Below are 14,471 nucleotides of genomic sequence, written 5' to 3'. Positions count from 1 at the left end.
GATGGACTTCGCATTCGACGCGCGTACCGAGGAACTGCGCGGGAAGCTGCTCGCCTTCATGGACGAGTACGTCTACCCGGCGGAGGCGGTGGCGGAGGAGCAGCGCGCCCGGCTGGCCTCGCCTTGGGACACGCCCGCCGTGGTCGGGGAGTTGAAGGCGGAGGCCCGCAGGCAGGGCCTGTGGAACCTCTTCCTGCCCGACGCGGAGTACGGCGCCGGGCTGACCAACCTCCAGTACGCGCCGCTCGCCGAGATCACCGGCCGCAGCCCGCACCTGGCGCCCACCGCGCTGAACTGCGCCGCGCCGGACACCGGCAACATGGAGGTGCTCGCGCAGTTCGGCGACGAGCAGCAGAAGAAGCAGTGGCTGGAGCCGTTGCTCGCCGGTGACATCCGCTCGGCGTTCGCGATGACCGAGCCGGAGGTGGCCTCCTCCGACGCCACCAACATCACCACGCTCATCGAACGCGACGGTGACGAGTACGTGATCACCGGCCGCAAGTGGTACATCTCCGGGGCGATGAACCCCGACTGCAAGATCTTCATCGTGATGGGCAAGACGGACCCGGACGGGCCGGACATCCGCCGCCAGCAGTCCATGGTCCTGGTCCCGCGCGACACCCCGGGGCTCGAAGTCCGGCGCGCCATGCAGGTGTACGGCTACGAGGACCACTCCCACGGCGGGCACGCGGAGGTCGTCTTCGACCATGTCCGCGTCCCGGTGAGGAACCTCGTCGGCGAGGAGGGCGGCGGTTTCGCCATCGCCCAGGCGCGGCTCGGCCCGGGCCGCATCCACCACTGCATGCGGCTGATCGGCATGGCCGAGCGGGCGATCGAGCTGATGTGCCGCCGGGCCGTGTCCCGTACGGCCTTCGGCAAGCCGCTCGCTCAGCAGGGCGTGGTCCAGAACTGGATCGCGGACGCGCGCGTCGCCGTCGAACAGCTGCGTCTGCTGGTCCTGAAGACCGCCTGGATGATGGACACCGTCGGCAACAGGGGCGCCCACACCGAGATCCAGGCCATCAAGATCGCCACTCCGCGCACGGTCGTCGACATCCTCGACAAGGCGGTCCAGCTGCACGGCGCGGGCGGTGTCAGCCAGGACTTCCCGCTGGCCGAGCTGTGGGCGAGCGCGCGGACGCTGAAGCTCGCGGACGGCCCGGACGAGGTGCACCAGCGGTCGCTGGCGCGACGGGAGATCAAGAAGTACGTGTGACCGTCCGGTCCGGTGGGGCGGTGTGGGGCTTCTTCGCCCCCGCCGCCCCTACCCGTTCCCGTCCCCCGGGGGCCGCGCCCCAGACCCCCGCGAAAGATCGCGCGGTTCCCCGCGCCCCTGAAGGGACGCGGGGAACCGCGCGACAAGGCCCCGCCCACCCGCGGCCGAAGGGCTATGGCCGCAGCGCGCGCAGCAGCAGGTCGGCCAGGTGGTCGGCGACCTCCTGGGGGGTGAGGGGGCCGTCCGGGCGGTACCAGGTCGACAGGTGGTGCACCGAGCCGAAGTGGTAGTCGACGACCAGGTCCGCCGGGGTGGCGGTGGAGAAGACGCCCTTCTTCTGGCCCTCCTCCACGAGCGCGCGGAAGCGTTCGTGGTAGCGGCGGCGCTCGGCGCGCACCTGCTTGTCCTTCTCGGGGCTGAGGTGGTGCATGGAACGGAAGAAGATCGCCGCGTCGTCGAGGTTGTCGATCGTGGTGACGACGACGTCGGCGGCGGCGCCCCGCAAGCGCTCCTCGACCGGCGCGTCGGCATCGGCGAACGCGTCCAGCCGCTCCTGCTGAAGCCGCAGCACACGCGCGTACACCTCGTGCAGGAGGTCGTCCTTGGAGCCGAAGTAGTGGTACAGGGCGCCCTTGGTGACGCCCGCCGCCTCCACGATCTCCTGCACGGATGTGCGGTCGTAGCCCTGCTCGGCGAAGAGCCTGGTGGCGGCGGCCAAGAGCCGCTGCGGGACGGGCGTACCGTCTCCGTCCGTCGTCCTGGGCACTGCCGCCACCTGCCTTTCAAGCGTTGTCCGGTGAAACGCTTCGTCTACTGGACGTCTACTGGTCGTCTACTGGGAGTCCTGGGGACGGGAACGCAGTTCCCGTCGGAGGATCTTGCCACTCGCCGTCTTCGGCAGCTCGGGCAGGATCTCCACATGCCTCGGATATTTGTAGGCGGCCAGTCTCTCCTTGCAGTACGCGGCGAGCGCGTCGGGGTCCTCTTCCGCGCCGGGCCGCAGGCTGATGTAGGCCTTCACGGTCTCGCCGCGGTAGCCGTCGGGGATGCCGACGACGGCCGCCTCCCGGACCGAGGGGTGCGTGTAGAGCACGTCCTCGACCTCGCGGGGCCACACCTTGAAGCCGGACGCGTTGATCATGTCCTTCTTGCGGTCGACAACGTAGAGCCAGCCCTCGGGGTCCATGAATCCGATGTCGCCGGTGCGCAGCTCACCGTCCGGGAAGGTCTCGGCGGTGGCTTCGGGGCGGCGCCAGTAGCCGGGCACGACCTGGGGGCCTCGTACGAGGATCTCGCCCTGTTCGCCGAAGGGCACCTCCTGGCCCTGGTCGTCGACGATGCGTACGACCGTGTCGGGGCCCGGCACACCGACGGCCAGCGTGCCCGAGACCGGGTCGACGGGAGCCTCCCGGCCCGGCGGTACGGAGGCGCAGGGCGCGGTGCACTCGGTGAGTCCGTAGCCGTTGCGGATGTAGGGCCCGAAGCCGGCCCGGAACTTCTCCACCAGGGCCGGCGGCAGTGGCGCGCCGCCCGAGGAGATGTTCACGAAGGAGGCGAAGTGGTCCGGCGTGACCGCCGGATGCGCCGCGAGTGCCATGAAGGCGGTCGACGGGCCGACCGTGTACAGCGGCCTGTGCTCGGCGAACGCGTCGAGGACGACCCCCGCCTCGAAGCGGTAGGCGAGGACGAGCGTGCCCACGCTGTCGAGGCAGGCGGCGAGCTGGCAGACCATCCCGGTGATGTGGAACAGGGGCGCCATCGCGAAGTAGACGGGCGCCTCCGGCAGCCCGAGGCCCGTCCGCTGCCGCTCGGCGTTGTACATGATGTTGCCGTGCGTGTTGGTGGCCCCCTTGGGGGTGCCGCTCGTCCCCGAGGTGTAGCTGATCAGCGCGATGTCGGAGGGCTCCGCGTCACGCCCCGCGGGGACCTTGTGGCCCGCCCGGGCGACCGCCACCAGATCGTCGGCGTCCGCGGCCTGCGGCAGCCGCTCGAAGGTCAGCACCCGTGCGTCGCCCCGAGTCTGGAAATCCAACTCACACGCCGTGAGGACGACGCTCACGGCCGAGTCGGCGGCCGTCTCGCGCAGATACGACTCCCACGCGCGGTCGGAGCACACCAGGGCGCGTACGTCCGCGTCGTGCAGGACGTGGCGGACCTCGCCCGACTTGTACATCGGGTTGACCGGCACGACGGTCGCGCCCGCCTTCCAGGCGCCGAGCAGCGCGAGCACGAAGTGCGGGGAGTTCTGGAGCAGGATCGCGACGCGGTCGCCGCGCTCCAGACCGCGGGCGGCGAGGTGCCCGGCGACCGAGTCGCTCAGCTCGTCCACCTCGCGGTAGCTCAGCCGCCCGTCGAAGTAGGCGAGCGCGGCGCGGTCCGGAGCGTCCGCCACGGCGCCGCGCAGGGCGTGCACCAGAGAGTCGGCCGGGCTCACCGGGCCGCTCTGGGCGTCATTGAGGAGGGCCACCCAGGGCCGGTCGGCGTAGGTGGTCACCGGGTCGCCTCCCACTTCTGCTGGATGTGGTTCATGTTCGTCAGCCAGCGGTCCGGTTCGGCGGCCCGCACCTGGTAGTACCCGGCGACCTCGGGGTGCGGCAGGATCAGGAAGCGGTCCTCCTCGATCCCCGCGAACAGCGCGTCGGCGACGGCCTCCGGCTCGATGGCGGTGGGCTGCAGGACCAGGTCGCCCGCGCTGCCGGTGGCGTCGAGCATGTCGGTGCGCACGCCCTGCGGACAGATCGCGTGCACCTTCACGCCGCGGTGGCGGTACGTCAGCGACAGCCACTCGGCGAAGGCGTACGCGCCGTGCTTGGTGACGCTGTAGGGCGCGGCGCCGATCATGGTGAGCAGTCCGGCGGCGGAGACGGTGGAGACGAACCGGCCGCTGCCGCGCTCCAGCCAGGCCGGGAGCAGCTCCTGGGCCGCCCGGACGTGCGACATCACGTTGACGTCCCAGGCGAGCGCCCAGACCTTCTCGTCGGCCGACTCACTGCCCGCCGAGGGGAGGCCCGCGTTGGCGCAGTAGACGTCGATGGTGCCCCCGAGGGCGTCCCGGGCCTCGGCCACGATCGCGGACGCGTCGCCGGGAACCGCGATCGCCCCGATCTCCTCGGCCACGGCCTTCGCCTTGGCGGCGTCCAGGTCGTTGACGACGACCCGGGCCCCCTCGGCGGCGAAACGACGGGCCAGCGCGGCCCCGATACCGCCTCCGGCCCCGGTGACGACCACTCCCGCATCTTGCACGGCTTCCACCATCGGTCTCCTTCGACACGACGCGACACAACACGGCTCAGCTGCGACCCCAGACTAACCAGTCGGTATGTAGCAGGGGAAGGGCCCTTTGGCAGCTCCGACCCGCAGGAGCGCCCCTTCAGGGGCGCGAGGCTCTGCCATATGCGGCTCCGCCGCATGGGCGCGACCGGCCACTCACGGCCTGCCGCTTACGAACCATCCGCGGGAGCGCCTAACGTGCCGGTGCCAGCCTTCCGCGATCACGGAGGTCCCCCCATGCGCCCTTCCCGCCGAGCCCTCCTCACGGCCACCGCCACGGCCACCGCCACCTTCGCGGCGACCCCCACCACCCGCACCACGACGACATCCCATACCGACCCCCTCCGCACCGGCTTCGAGCAGCTCCAGGCGTCCGGCTACACCGCCCTCCACGGCCGGCGTGTCGGCGTCGTCACGAACCCCACCGGTGTCACCAGAGACGTTCGCCACATCGTCGACGTCATGCACGCCGACCCCCACGTCGAGCTGACCGCCGTCTTCGGCCCGGAACACGGTTTCCGCGGCACCGCGCAGGCCGGCGGCTCCGAGGGCCGCTACGACGACCCGGCGACCGGACTCCCGGTCTACGACACGTACCTCAAGAGCGGCAAGCCTCTCGCCGACGTCTTCACCGCCTCCGGCGTGGACACCGTCGTCTTCGACATCCAGGACGTGGGCGCGCGTTTCTACACGTACATCTGGACGCTGTACGACTGCATGGAGGCGGCCCGGCTCGCGGGCAAGCGCTTCATGGTGCTGGACCGGCCGAACCCGGTGACCGGACGGGCCGCCCAGGGCCCGGTGCTGCACAAGGAGTTCGCGACGTTCGTCGGGCGGCAGCCCATCGCGCAGGCGCACGGGATGACGGTGGCGGAGCTCGCGCGGCTGTTCAACGGGGAGTTCCTGGCGGCGCCGGTGGAGCTGACCACCGTACTGATGTCGGGCTGGAAGCGGTCCGACTTCTACGACGCCTCCGGCCTGCCCTGGGTGCCGCCGAGCCCGAACATGCCGACGGCCGACACCGCCCTGGTGTACTCGGGAACGTGTCTCTTCGAGGGGACGAACCTGTCGGAGGGGCGCGGCACGACCCGTCCGTTCGAGCTGCTGGGCGCGGAGGGCATCGACGGCCGATGGGCTCTGGAGGCGAACCGGCTCAAGGTCCCGGGCGTGCGCTTCAGGGAGGCGTACTTCGCTCCGACCTTCTCCAAGTTCCAGGGAAAGACGATCGGCGGCGTGCAGATCCATGTGCACGACCGGGCCGCGTACGACCCCGTCCGCACCGGAATCGCCCTCCTGGTGACCGCCAAGAAGGTCTGGAGCGGCTTCGCCTGGCGCTCGGACCACTGGATCGACAAGCTGACCGGCTCCGCCGAGGTGCGCACGATGATCGACGCGGGGGCGACGACCGACGAGGTCGTGGCCGCCTGGCAGGACGAGCTGAAGGCCTTCCAAAAGATCCGGAAGGAATATCTTCTCTACGGATGAGCGGAAAGAACTTCTTTTCCGCGGTTGAGTCGTGACGTATGGCCAATCTTCGCCCCCGGTAGGACGATGCGCCCACATCGCACCGCCTTCGGGGGACGAGGGGACTTGCCATGGCGGATCCGGCAGTCAGTGTTTCTCCCTACTGGGAGCTGACCTTCGACGCGGACGGGGACGTGGACGGCCGGGAAAGGGACCGGCTGCTCGCGGAGGTGCCCCGGCGCGGAGTGCGCGATCTGATCGTCTTCGCGCACGGCTGGAACAACGACCGTTCCGGCGCGACCCGCCTCTACAGCCAGTTCTTCGCGCCCGTGCCGGGTCTCGCGCCGCACGCGCGTCTGGGCTACGTCGGTGTGGTGTGGCCCTCGATGCGGTTCTCGGACGAACCGATCCCCGACTTTCCCCGGTCGGTGGCCGCCGCCGTCCCCGCCGACGTGCCGGCCGCCGCCCGCGCCGCGCTCGACAAGGACACCCGGCACGCGCTCCTGGAGGTGTTCCCGGGCCGGGCGACGGTCGTCGAGCAGATCGCGCGCCTGCTGGACCAACAGCCGGACGAGAGAGCCTCGTTGGACGAGTTCGGACGCCTGGTGCGGCTGCTCGTGGAGGTACCACCACAGGGACCGCAGGCCGCCTTCGCCGCGGACACGCTCGCGGAGGGCGTGCCGCAGGGCGACCCCACGATGCTCTTCGGGGACACGGCCACGGTGTGCGGCGAGTTCGCCGAGGCGCTGGCCGGGATGACCGCCCCCGGCGAGACCTTCGCGCTGCCGCGGCCCTGGGACGGGGCGCGTGAACTGCTGCGCCAGGCCACCTACTACGCCATGAAGCGACGCGCGGGCACGGTGGGTGAGCGAGGGCTCGGGCGCGCGCTCGGGCAGCTCGCGACCGCCGCGCCCGGGGTGCGGGTGCATCTGGTCGGACACAGCTTCGGCGGACGGCTGGTCTCCTTCGCGCTGCGCGGACTGCCCGAGGGCGTGCGCACGGTGAAGTCCGTGACGCTGCTCCAAGGGGCGTTCTCGCACTACGCGTTCGCGGCGTCGCTGCCCGGCGACCCACGGGCGAGCGGCGCGCTGCACGGCCTGCAGAGCCGCGTCGACGGCCCCCTGGTGTGCTGCTACTCCCACTTCGACACGGCGCTCGGCACGATCTACCCGCTGGCCTCCCGGATGGCGGGCGACGACCGTTCGGTGCTGGGGATCGACCTCGACCCCGGACACCTCCTGGGCGCCCGCTGGGGCGCGATGGGACACGACGGGGTGCAGGCGGTGGAGGGCACGAAGACGTTCACGCTCGCCGACGCGCTGCGCGCGCAGCTTCCGGTGTCGGGGTGCGTGAACGTCGACGCGTGCGCGGTGGTGAACCGCGGCGGGCCCCCGAGCGGGGCCCACAGCGACATCTGCCACCGGGAGCTGGCCCAGGTGGTGCTGGCGGCGGGCCGCGTTCGATGACCCGCCGCCGGGAGTCCGCGACGCGCTCCGGGGTCACCGGTGCGACGTGTACTCCACCACCTGCTGGTAGGTCGGCCGGTTCTGCCAGGTGATCTTGCCGTGCTTGATACCGCCGAGCGTCCGCTGGACGATCGAGTCGGCACACCACTGGTCGCCCGCCGAGCACTGGTCGTCGCCCGGGTAGACCTGGGCGGCCGTCAGGCCCGCCGCCGTCTTGAGCGTGCTGATCAGGGCGTCCCGGCAGTCGCTGAGGCTGCCGCCGCCGCAGTACTTCTGCGACAGTCCGCCCTGCACCGACTCACCGAGGACCGCCCGGATGTCCTTGTCGACATAGCTCCACCAGCCGTACTGGAAGGAGCTTCCGGCGTGCGCGCCGGTCGGGCCGTGCGCGGCCGACGGGGACTCGTCGATGGGCAGGTTGTTGGAGAAGGCCGTGTACAGGTCGGTGCCGAGACCGGGTTGGAACTCGGCCTTCACCAGCAGCGGCCACCAGGCGTCCAGGATGCGGATCGCGTCGGCGTTGGCGTAGGCCTTCGAACCGGCCGAGGCCTCCTTGCGCTTGGCACCGGCCGTCACCCAGTCGGACAGCTTGGTCACCGCCGCCGCGGCCGTGGTGTCCGTGACCGTCGAACTGTTGATGACCTTCAGCAGCTTCGGCAGCACGTCCTCGGCCCGCAGATCGGCCAGCGCGGCGTCGGCCATCGCCTTGGTGAGCGAGGACCTGGTCACCCCGCCCGCGGCGACCAGCTTCTTCACCCGGTCCTCCAGGAGGTTGCCGCGGTGCACGGAACCGTCTCCCCAGGGGGCCGTGGTGTAGTCCTTGGCCTGCTTGTTGTTCCAGGAGATGTAGTAGTCCTGGTCGATGGAGTTGGGGTGCGCGGACGGCGGGGTGTACGAGGCGGTGTTCGTCGTCGGGTCCCAGTTCTGCCACTCGTACGCGGCCTGCGCCCAGACCGGGAACTCGGCGTCGACGCCGGTCGCCCGCACCGGGTTGTCACCGCTGTTGTAGTACGCGGTGTGCGAGGAGTCGGCGTAGAACCAGTTGAAGGTGTAGTTGATGTGCTGCACCGCGCTCTGGAACGTCCCCGGGCTCTTCACGTAGTCCGGGTCGTTGAGCATCTGGAAGCCGATGATCGAGTCGGCCTCGTGCATGTAGGAGGAGCGCAGGGTCGTGTAGGCGACCTTCTTGCCGCCGACCGCCGCGCGGTACTCCACGGGACCGTACTTGGTCCGGTAGACCTGCATGCGGTACGAGCCCGCCGCCGTGCCGTCGGCCGTGGTCGGCTTCCAGGAGTTGGTCCGCTCGACCTTGTCCATGGCGGTGCAGGTGCCGTGGTACAGGTAGTGGTTGTCGTCCTGGCACAGCTCGACGGCGTACGTGTCGATGATGTCCTGGCCGGAGGTCGTCGCGCTCCAGGAGTAGTCCTGGCCGCGCCCGAGTTCGACGTACATGCTCAGGCCCGCGAAGGAGGCGCCGCGCGCGCTGAGGCCCGGCCCCTGGATCTCCTGGAGCATGAGGAGCTGTGGCGCGAAGTAGCCGGTCTGCGGCCCGAAGACGGCGATGGGGTGGCCGCTGGCGGTGTACTTCCCGCTCACCACGAGGGCGTTGGACATCCCGCGCTTCGCGGAGGTGAGAGTGGTGGCTGCCGCCGTCGCCGAGGCGCTGGTGGCCGTGGCGGTCGCCGCGCTGCCGGTGCGGTCGTAGACCAGTGGCTCCTGGGCCACCGAGCCGGCGTCCGGCAGGGCCTCGCCCTGCGCGGTGTCGGGCTTCGAGGCGTACGGGAAACTCTCGCCGTTGTGGACGGTGAGCGCCGCCTCGGGATCGTTGCGCTCGCGGAAGGACTCCCAGACCTTGGTGCCCTCGGTCACGCCGTACTTGGACTGGGCGGCCAGCAGCGAGAGGGCGTTGTTGACCTCGCCGCCGCCTCCGGAGCCGAAGAGCGAGCCGATGACGGAGGCCAGCGCGACCAGGTCGGTGATCTTGAAGTGGTCGATGGTGCCGGCGTTGGTGATGGAGTCCTTGTGGCCGGTCAGGACGTACTCACCGGGGAAGTAGCGGCCGCTGTCGGAGGCGTCGATGTAGGCGTTGATGCCGGCGATGTAGGCGTTGGCGTCGGCGAGGGCCTGCTGGCCGCGGGCGCCGTTGTTCGCGATGGCGTTGTCGATCTGGGTCTGCAGATCGGCCTCGGTGTAGGGCGCGTTGCGCCAGAACTCCTGCTCCAGACCCTGGTTGGAGGGGGCCCCGCCGGCGAAGGAGGTCAGCTGGCCGCGGCCGACGTGCCGGAAGACGTCCATCAGCCACAGCCGGTCCTGGGCGGCGGCGTACCCGGCGCCGTACTCGGTGCCGTAGCGGGTGGTGCCGGTGATGTGCGGCACACCGGTCTTCTTGTCGCGGACGATCGTCACGTCGGTGCGGCCGCCGGGCGCGGTGGTGGAGGCGACCTGGTCGGAGGCGACCCCGAAGGACGCGTCGTTGAAGAAGTCGTTGATCTTGGCGTCGGTGAGCGTGGCGGCACCCGAGGCCAGGTTGTTGTAGGGGCCGAGCTGGTCCTCGGCGTGGTCGGGCTGGATGCCGAAGGCCTGGTTGAGGAGGATCTGGGCGAGGGTGGCGTTGCCGTTCTGACCGGGCGGGAGGATGTCGGAACACTGGCCGCCGCAGTAGTCGTTGGCGGCGAGCGCGGTCGTGCTGTCGGCGGCCGTCGCCTGGGTCAGCGGGGACAGCAGGGCGGCTATGAGAGCACAGATGGATGCCGCCCCCAGGAACTTGGGGAATCTGCGGGGAGTTCTCTGTCTGTCGGGTGCGGTGCGTGGGGTGCGTCGTGGCATGGCTGCTCCTACCGACGGGGGTGGGCCGGACGTTACCGCCGGTATCCCCGAGTTGGAAGATGAACATGCGTCAACTTTTCAACGATCACTGAGCTGTTCAGAGGTCACGAGCCGTTTAGAGATCGACGGGCCACGCGGATCCGGCGACACCGCTCATCCCGGCCCACGGGCTTTTCAACAGGTGGCTGACAGCGAGGGGAGGTAGGCCGGAGGGAGTTCGGCCGGTGACTTATGGCGTTCGTCGGAAATTGGATGGAGCCGAATCGCGTGTCGATACGTCTACTCGGCGACGTCCCTGGGACGGCAACGCCGAAGTGACCGAAGTACAGGTGCAGGTGTGACGGAGGTGCAGGGCGATGGCGGGTTTTCGGAGTCTGGCGAGACAGGTGCGAGATCCGAGGAATGATCTGGCACTGCGACGCTATTCACTGCGCAAGTGCCTGGAGAGGTTTGCCCCTTACGGGCATCGGGCGACCTGGGACCATCTCTGCTCCCGGGCCGGGTTCGGCCCCGAGGACCGGTCCCCCGATCCAGCGCGGCTCGTGGCCGCACTGGACGAGTTGGAGGAGGCCCGCTCCGTCTGGCTCGCCTACGAGGTCGAGTTCGCCGAGCGCCGCAAGAAGGAGAAGTACGACGGGCTGCGCCGACCGGGCAGCGTGGACGACTGGCATCGGCTGACCTGGGGCGGATTCGGCGTCGCGTGGTGCGACGATCCGCGCATCCACCCCCACGAATCACTGGCCGAGGTGCTGCGCCGGCTGATCAACGCGCTGGAGCGCGAGCCCGGCACGGTCTGCCCGGTCTGCACCGATGAGCGCCTCACCTGGAAGTACGACCTGGCCCACGAACCGTCGTCGGGTCCCGTCTGCACGGGTTGCGGAATCGTCGTACCGCGGCCCGTCCTCACGCCCGAGGCGCTGGCGGAGGCCAGGCGCGGGCGGTTGCTCGTCTCCGTGTGAGCGCTCCGCCGGGTTGAACGGGGGGGCGGGGGTCGCCGGTCGGTGCTCGGGGTGGGGCTCGAGGTCGGCCGGGTTACGGGAACTGCGGGTGAGTCGTCGGCTGCGGGATCGTCCGTGGCTGGGCGCGCAGTTCCCCGCGCCCCTTCGGGGCGCCGACCTCGACGGGGGCGCGACGGAAGACACCCGGTGGGCCGACGCTAGCAGGCGCAAATCCGTTCGCTCCACCGCTTTCCCCTCGGGACAGTTGGGCTCGATGAAACCCCGTTGAGGTACCCGCGGAATCCGAGGAGTCCCGATGTCGACGCTGCGCGTCACCGCCGAAGTGCTGACCGTCCACGAGCATCCGAACGCCGACGCGCTCGAACTGGCCCAGGTGGGCCTGTACCGAGCCGTCGTCGCCAAGGGCGCCTACCGCACCGGCGAGAGTGCCGTCTACATCCCCGAGCAGTCCGTGCTCCCCACCACGCTCATCGAGGAGCTGGGCCTGACCGGACGCCTCGCGGGCCCCGGCTCGGACCGCGTCAAGGCCGTACGCCTGCGCGGTGAGCTGTCGCAGGGCATCGTCTGCCGCCCTAAGGCGCTGGCCGACGTCGACCTGGCGCGGGCCGCCGCGGACGGTACCGACTTCGCCGAGGCGCTCGGCATCGTCAAGTGGGTGCCGCCGATCCCGCCCACCATGAACGGCGACGTCGAGTCCGCGCCCGATCTGCTGCCCTGGGTCGACATCGAGAACATCCAGCGGTACCCGGACATCTTCGCGCCGGGCGAGAACGTCGTCCTGACGGAGAAGCTGCACGGCTCGGCCTGCCTGCTGACCCACCTCGCCGACCAGGACCGCGTGTACGTCTCCTCCAAGGGCTTCGGCGCCAAGTCCCTCGCCCTCAAGGAGGATTCCCGCAATCTGTACTGGCGTGCCGTCCACGCGCACGGCGTCGCGGCGGCCGCGGCCCGGCTCGCCGAACGGCTCGGCGCCCGCCGGGTCGGCATCTTCGGCGAGGTGTACGGGGCGGGCGTGCAGGACCTGTCGTACGGCGCCGACGGCCGCCGCGAGTCCCTCGGCTACGCCGTGTTCGACGTGTCCGCGGAGATCGCCGGCGAGGTCCACTGGCTGGACGCGGCCGCGCTCCTCGACGGCGAACTGCCGCTGGTGCCACGGCTGTACGAGGGCCCGTACGACATCGACCGCGTCCTGGAGGTCGCCTCGGGCCGGGAGACCGTGTCCGGGCGCGCGCTGCATCTGCGGGAGGGCGTCGTGATACGCCCTGCCGTCGAGCGCTACAGCCCGGTGACCGGCGGCCGGGCCATCGCGAAGGCGGTCAGCCCGGCGTATCTGACGCGCAAGGGCGGCACGGAGTACGAGTGAGGGGTCCGGGCGGTCGCGGCACGGCAGCCGCGGTTCCGCCCGACCGCGGGGGCAGACCGAAGGGCACCCCTCGGCCCGGCCACGGGGCGGGCCGAGGGGTGCCCTCAGCAGCACTCCTCGGCCGCGCGCTGCGACTCCTGGGCCCCCTGTGACCGCTGCGGCCTCGGCCGCGCGGTGACACGCTCCACCATGAGGCGGGAGCCCGCCTGGCGCTCGCCGAAGACGTCGTCCGGGTTGGACAGCACGCAGTTCTCCAAGGACAGACAACCGCACCCGATGCAGTCGGTCAGGTGATCCCGGAGTCGGCTCAACTGCTTGATCCGCTCGTCGAGTTCGGAACGCCAGGCCTCCGACAGCCGGGCCCAGTCCTCGCGCGTCGGGGTGCGCTCCTCGGGGAGTTCGGCGAGCGCCTCGCGGATGGTGGCGAGGGGGATGCCGACGCGCTGGGCGGCCCGGACGAAGGCGACACGACGCAGCGCGTCACGGTGGTAGCGGCGCTGGTTGCCGGTGGTGCGACGGCTGCTGATCAGGCCCTTGGACTCGTAGAAGTGCAGGGCGGAGACGGCGGCGCCACTACGGGCCGACAGCTGGCCGACGGTCAGCTCGTGGATCTTCTCAGGGATCTGGGGCACCCCTCCAACCCTACCTACTTCGTCACCCGCCCCACCTACTTCGTCACACGTCCGGTCCGTTGACATGCGCCCCGTACCCGACCATGCTAAGCAGTTGCTTAGACATGGAGACGTGGGAGGTCGGGAAGATGGCAGAGCCGAGGACGTTCGCGACGGTCGACGAACTGCGGGCCGCGGTGGGCGAACAGCTGGGGTACAGCGACTGGGTCGAGATCGAGCAGAAGCGGATCGACCTCTTCGCGGAGGCGACCGGCGACCACCAGTGGATCCACGTCGACCCCGAGAAGGCCGCGACCGGCCCCTTCGGCACGACGATCGCGCACGGCTACCTCACCCTGTCGCTGCTCCCGCTCTTCGGCCCGCAGCTGATCAAGGTCGAAGGCGTGAAGATGGGCGTCAACTACGGGACGAACAAGGTCCGTTTCCCCGCCCCCGTACCGGTCGGCTCACGGCTGCGCGCCACCGCGCAGATCACCGGCGTCGAGGACGTGACCGGCGGTGTCCAGGTGTCCGTGGCCTTCAGCGTGGAGCGCGAGGGCGGCGACAAGCCGGTGTGCGTGGCCGAGTCGGTGTCGCGCTACTACCTCTGAGCGCCCCCACCCGCCCCGGGGCCGCTACTTCTTGGCCCCGACCATGCGCAGCACGAGGTCGGCGTAGAGCGCGCCGACCTCGTCGGGCGTACGGGGCCCGTCGACGTTGAACCAGCGGGCCACGTCGATGCAGAGGGAGAGCACCGCGAGCGTGGTGCCCGGCACGTCCGGCACGTCGAAGTCGCCCGCCGCCACGCCGTCGGCGATGATGCCGCGCACGGCCGCGTCGGTCTGCCGTCGCAACGCGACGATCTCCGCCCGGGCCTCGGGTCCGAGGGCTTCCAGCTCGTACTGCACGACCCGCGCGGTGGTGTGCTGCCCGGCGTGCCACCGTACGAAGGACCGCACGGCGTCGGTGAGCCGCTCGGCGGCGCTGCCGCCGCCCTGCGCCGCGCCGCGCACGATGTCGAGCGCCTTGTCGTGCCCGATCCGGCTGATGCGGTGGAGCAGCTCTTCCTTGGTCTTGTAGTGGATGTACAGCGCGGCGGGGCTCATGCCCGCGCGGCCCGCGATGTCCCGGGTCGTCGTCGCGTGGTATCCGCGCTCGGCGAAGGCCTCCACGGCGGCGACGAGCAGCCGCCGGGCCGCGTCCGGGGTGACCTCGGCCCACGGCTGCATCTCGCCGCCGGCCGTCTCCTCCGCCGTACTCATCGCTGGTTCGCCCCTCTCGCTGACAGGAGGTACA

12 protein-coding genes are annotated in these 14,471 nt (G+C 70.7%); 6 read left to right on the top strand and 6 right to left on the bottom strand.

What is annotated here, in order from left to right:
* Position 1 precedes the first annotated feature (1 nt).
* Entirely contained in the window at positions 2-1,216 is a 1,215-nt protein-coding gene (locus tag ACZ7M3_RS19600; RefSeq protein WP_472064753.1) for an acyl-CoA dehydrogenase family protein, read from the top strand.
* Between the two features lie 172 nt (positions 1,217-1,388).
* On the opposite strand, the gene ACZ7M3_RS19595 is transcribed toward ACZ7M3_RS19600, so the two are convergent.
* From ACZ7M3_RS19595 to ACZ7M3_RS19585, 3 genes are all read right to left on the bottom strand, one after another.
* Entirely contained in the window at positions 1,389-1,982 is a 594-nt protein-coding gene (locus ACZ7M3_RS19595; RefSeq protein ID WP_054231210.1) for a TetR/AcrR family transcriptional regulator, read from the bottom strand.
* 66 nt (positions 1,983-2,048) lie between these two features.
* Positions 2,049-3,710 carry a class I adenylate-forming enzyme family protein gene (locus ACZ7M3_RS19590; protein ID WP_472064751.1) on the bottom strand — a complete coding sequence of 554 codons (1,662 nt, stop codon included), beginning with the start codon at positions 3,708-3,710 and terminating at the stop codon, positions 2,049-2,051.
* On the bottom strand, positions 3,707-4,471 hold the full coding sequence (locus tag ACZ7M3_RS19585) for an SDR family oxidoreductase (protein ID WP_472064749.1): 765 nt from the start codon (positions 4,469-4,471) through the stop codon (positions 3,707-3,709). Before ACZ7M3_RS19585 ends, ACZ7M3_RS19590 begins: the two co-directional genes overlap by 4 nt.
* Positions 4,472-4,723: 252 nt before the next feature.
* Between ACZ7M3_RS19585 and ACZ7M3_RS19580 the strand changes: the two genes are divergently transcribed.
* Entirely contained in the window at positions 4,724-5,971 is a 1,248-nt protein-coding gene (locus ACZ7M3_RS19580) for an exo-beta-N-acetylmuramidase NamZ family protein (protein ID WP_472064747.1), read from the top strand.
* A 110-nt stretch (positions 5,972-6,081) separates the two neighbouring features.
* Complete coding sequence (locus ACZ7M3_RS19575; protein ID WP_472064745.1) at positions 6,082-7,416, top strand: serine-threonine protein kinase; 1,335 nt, start codon at positions 6,082-6,084, stop codon at positions 7,414-7,416.
* A 33-nt stretch (positions 7,417-7,449) separates the two neighbouring features.
* Here the strand turns inward: ACZ7M3_RS19575 and ACZ7M3_RS19570 are convergent, their stop codons facing one another.
* Positions 7,450-10,242 carry a penicillin acylase family protein gene (locus ACZ7M3_RS19570; protein ID WP_472064743.1) on the bottom strand — a complete coding sequence of 931 codons (2,793 nt, stop codon included), beginning with the start codon at positions 10,240-10,242 and terminating at the stop codon, positions 7,450-7,452.
* A 356-nt stretch (positions 10,243-10,598) separates the two neighbouring features.
* On the opposite strand from ACZ7M3_RS19570, the gene ACZ7M3_RS19565 reads away from it, so the two are divergent.
* Positions 10,599-11,201 (top strand): hypothetical protein, encoded by a 603-nt coding sequence (locus tag ACZ7M3_RS19565; RefSeq protein ID WP_472064741.1) that lies wholly within the window; start codon positions 10,599-10,601, stop codon positions 11,199-11,201.
* Positions 11,202-11,496: 295 nt separating this feature from the next.
* Positions 11,497-12,564, top strand: coding sequence for an RNA ligase (ATP) (locus ACZ7M3_RS19560; protein WP_351303690.1), 1,068 nt, complete (start codon positions 11,497-11,499; stop codon positions 12,562-12,564).
* Between the two features lie 104 nt (positions 12,565-12,668).
* Here ACZ7M3_RS19560 and soxR read toward each other — a convergent pair whose 3' ends face one another.
* Positions 12,669-13,196, bottom strand: a complete 528-nt coding sequence (gene soxR / locus ACZ7M3_RS19555) for a redox-sensitive transcriptional activator SoxR (protein WP_472064739.1) — start codon at positions 13,194-13,196, stop codon at positions 12,669-12,671.
* Positions 13,197-13,324: 128 nt separating this feature from the next.
* Between soxR and ACZ7M3_RS19550 the strand changes: the two genes are divergently transcribed.
* Positions 13,325-13,786, top strand: coding sequence for a MaoC family dehydratase (locus tag ACZ7M3_RS19550; RefSeq protein ID WP_351427048.1), 462 nt, complete (start codon positions 13,325-13,327; stop codon positions 13,784-13,786).
* 24 nt (positions 13,787-13,810) lie between these two features.
* Here the strand turns inward: ACZ7M3_RS19550 and ACZ7M3_RS19545 are convergent, their stop codons facing one another.
* Complete coding sequence (locus tag ACZ7M3_RS19545) at positions 13,811-14,437, bottom strand: TetR/AcrR family transcriptional regulator (protein ID WP_472064737.1); 627 nt, start codon at positions 14,435-14,437, stop codon at positions 13,811-13,813.
* Between the last annotated feature and the right edge of the window lie 34 nt (positions 14,438-14,471).

Source organism: Streptomyces sp. NPDC111656 (genome assembly GCF_055656965.1).
The sequence above is the reverse complement of the archived record's forward strand: the minus strand, read 5'-3'. Positions and strand labels throughout refer to the sequence as shown.

Bases quoted from the DNA above. Each gene is read 5' to 3' on its own strand.
- ACZ7M3_RS19550 (WP_351427048.1), top strand. From the start codon at position 13,325: ATGGCAGAGCCGAGGACGTTCGCGACGGTCGACGAACTGCGGGCCGCG.
- ACZ7M3_RS19575 (WP_472064745.1), top strand. From the start codon at position 6,082: ATGGCGGATCCGGCAGTCAGTGTTTCTCCCTACTGGGAGCTGACCTTC.
- ACZ7M3_RS19600 (WP_472064753.1), top strand. From the start codon at position 2: ATGGACTTCGCATTCGACGCGCGTACCGAGGAACTGCGCGGGAAGCTG.
- ACZ7M3_RS19545 (WP_472064737.1), bottom strand. From the start codon at position 14,437: ATGAGTACGGCGGAGGAGACGGCCGGCGGCGAGATGCAGCCGTGGGCC.
- ACZ7M3_RS19560 (WP_351303690.1), top strand. From the start codon at position 11,497: ATGTCGACGCTGCGCGTCACCGCCGAAGTGCTGACCGTCCACGAGCAT.
- ACZ7M3_RS19585 (WP_472064749.1), bottom strand. From the start codon at position 4,471: ATGGTGGAAGCCGTGCAAGATGCGGGAGTGGTCGTCACCGGGGCCGGA.
- ACZ7M3_RS19565 (WP_472064741.1), top strand. From the start codon at position 10,599: ATGGCGGGTTTTCGGAGTCTGGCGAGACAGGTGCGAGATCCGAGGAAT.
- ACZ7M3_RS19570 (WP_472064743.1), bottom strand. From the start codon at position 10,242: ATGCCACGACGCACCCCACGCACCGCACCCGACAGACAGAGAACTCCC.
- ACZ7M3_RS19580 (WP_472064747.1), top strand. From the start codon at position 4,724: ATGCGCCCTTCCCGCCGAGCCCTCCTCACGGCCACCGCCACGGCCACC.